The organism is Longimicrobiaceae bacterium, assembly GCA_035936415.1.
In the GTDB taxonomy this organism is placed as follows: Bacteria; Gemmatimonadota; Gemmatimonadetes; order Longimicrobiales; family Longimicrobiaceae; genus JAFAYN01.
In genome coordinates, this window is record DASYWD010000067.1 from 1 (window position 1) to 2,545 (window position 2,545).

The 2,545-nt window shown below is 75.9% G+C and carries 3 protein-coding genes; 2 read left to right on the forward strand and 1 reads right to left on the reverse strand.

Going from position 1 to position 2,545, the window contains the following annotated elements:
• Positions 1-130 precede the first annotated feature (130 nt).
• Both VGR37_03065 and VGR37_03070 read left to right on the forward strand, forming a co-directional pair.
• Positions 131-826: a hypothetical protein gene (locus tag VGR37_03065; GenBank protein HEV2146374.1), complete on the forward strand. Its 696-nt coding sequence runs from the start codon at positions 131-133 to the stop codon at positions 824-826.
• Positions 827-864: 38 nt separating this feature from the next.
• Positions 865-2,049, forward strand: a complete 1,185-nt coding sequence (locus tag VGR37_03070; protein HEV2146375.1) for a threonine synthase — start codon at positions 865-867, stop codon at positions 2,047-2,049.
• Between the two features lie 79 nt (positions 2,050-2,128).
• On the opposite strand, the gene VGR37_03075 is transcribed toward VGR37_03070, so the two are convergent.
• A partial coding sequence (locus VGR37_03075; protein ID HEV2146376.1) for a hypothetical protein occupies positions 2,129-2,545 on the reverse strand: 417 nt, incomplete at its 5' end.

Below are 2,545 nucleotides of genomic sequence, written 5' to 3' on the forward strand. Positions count from 1 at the left end.
CCCCCCCCCCCCCTCCTCCACGCCCGCTTCTTCCTTTCCGCTGCGTCCGCGCCGCCGTGTTGACGGGGCGCTCCCGCCGGGGCATCTTCCGGGCTCACGACCACCCGGAACCCGCAGCGACGCTCCACCGATGTCCAGGCCCGAGCTGTCCGATCCCGACCGCTGGTCCGAGCTTGCGCACCGCGAGCGCCGCGACCTCCTCGCCGCCGCGCTGCTGGAGGCGCTGGACGGCGCGCCCGGGGTGACGGGGACGCGCATCGAGGTGGGCACCGTCGATCGGCCGTACGACCTGACCGCCGTGGCGGAGACCGACGTGGGCGACCTGCGCACCCCGCTCTGGTCGCACGCGCGCGCCGAGATCTTCGTGGACGCGTCCATCCACCCCGCGAACCGAGCTCAGCTCGCCCCCGCGGGGGCGGTGGGGGAGGCCGCGCAGCGCCTGCGCGCCCGCCTTTCCGTCCCGTTCACGCTGGAGTCGCGCGGCCTGACGGCGACGCTGTCGCCGGAAGCCGGCGTGGAGCGCACCTGGACCGCCGAGCGCGCCCGCTTCCGCAACCGCACCGCGGTGACGCGCGAGGACGTGGTCGCGAACGCCGCCGAGGTGGACCTCCGCGACCTGCTGGCCCACTTCTACACCGGCCCTTCGCTGCGCATGGTGGCGGGAGACGGCAGCGCCTTCCTCCTCCCCGCCGCCCCGGAGGCCGAGGGCCCGCTGGTCTCCCTCTGCCCCACCTGCAGCCGCTACGCCGAGGGGAGCGCGGCCGCGTGCGGGGAGTGCGGCGGCCCGGTCGACACGATCGTGGCGGTTCGGCCCCCGCGGCGATAAGCGAACTCGCAGCTCGAACAATCACGCAACGCTCATACATGACCGTAACCACCCCCATCCCCGCGGGCGGAGCCACGCACCTGGAGTGCACCCGCTGCGGAGCGCGCCACGAGAGCGAGGAGCTGCAGCGCCTCTCCGCCTGCTGCCAGAAGCCGCTCTATGCCCGCTACGACCTGGACCGGATCGGCCGCACCCTGCGCCGTGAGGAGCTGGCCGGGCGCTCCGCGGACCTGTGGCGCTACGCCGAGCTGCTCCCGGTGCGCGACCCGGCCCACGCCGTCCGGCTCGGCGAAGGGTGGACCCCGCTGATCGAGACGCCGCGCCTGGCGGACCGGCTCGGCGTCGGGCGGGTGTGGATCAAGGACGAGGGGCAGAACCCCACCGCCTCGTTCAAGGCCCGCGGCCTGTGCATGGCGGTGTCGCGCGCGAAGGAGCTGGGCGTGTCCGCGGTGGCGCTCCCCTCGGCCGGGAACGCGGGGAGCGCCACCGCCGCGTACGCCGCCGCGGCCGGGATGCGGGCGCACGTGGTGGTGCCGCGCGACACGCCCGCGCCCATCGTGGAGGAGATGCGGGCGCTCGGCGCGGAGGTGGAGCTGCTGGACGGGCTGATCACCGACTGCGCGGTGCGCGTCGCGGAGGGGGCCCGCGAGCACGGCTGGTTCGACCTCTCCACCCTGAAGGAGCCGTACCGGGCCGAGGGGAAGAAGACGATGGGGTACGAGGTGGCGGAGCAGCTCGGGTGGACGCTCCCTGACGCCATCGTCTACCCAACCGGCGGGGGGACGGGGCTGGTGGGGATGTGGAAGGCGTTCGACGAGATGGAGCGCCTGGGGTGGATCGGGCCGGCGCGTCCCAAGATGATCTCCGTGCAGGCGGCCGGGTGCGCGCCCATCGTGCGCGCCTGGGAGCGCGGCTCCGCGGACGCGGAGCCGTGGGTGGACGCGCACACCTACGCCTCCGGGCTGCGCGTCCCCCGCGCCGTCGGCGACTTCCTGATCCTGGACGCGGTGCGCGCCTCCGGCGGGGCCGCCGTGGCCGTCGCGGACGAGGAGATGCGGGCGTGGACCCCCGTGGTCGGCGCGGCGACGGGGATCTTCTGCGCCCCCGAGGGCGCCGCCACCGCGGCCGCGATCCCGCGCCTCCGGGAGACCGGGGTGCTCGGCGCGGAGGACTCCGTGGTGCTCTTCAACACCGGGAGCGGGCTCAAGTACGCGGGGATGTGATCCGCACCGGTCCCCAGCAATGAGAACGCCCCCCGCGGCCCTGGGCCGCGGGGGGCGTTCCGCGCGTGGGGAGGCCGGCTCAGCGGGTCCGCACGACGGACAGGTAGAGGCGGGTCGCGTCCGGCGGGGCGGCCGCCGCGGAGAAGCGAGCGCTCCCGCCGCCCTGCACCAGCGCGCCCAGCGCCCGCTCCTGCATGCGGATCCTGCGCTCGAACTCCGTGTTCACGCGGAGCGGCGGCGGCGGCGTCCCGCCCAGGGAGAATGCAGCGGCACCGGACGGGTTCAGCGAGGGGCTCGGCTGCGGCGCCACGGCCTGGATCCCCGTCGCGCTCACCTCCACCGGGAGGGGGTCGCCCTCCGTGTCTGCCCCGTAGAACGCGACCAGCGTGTAGTCGCCGGGCTGCTCCACGCAGAGCGCCTGCCCCGCCGCGGGGCCGGCCGTGTGCACCTGGCCCACCGCCAGCGCGGGGACCGCGGCGCAGGCGCCGGAGGGCGC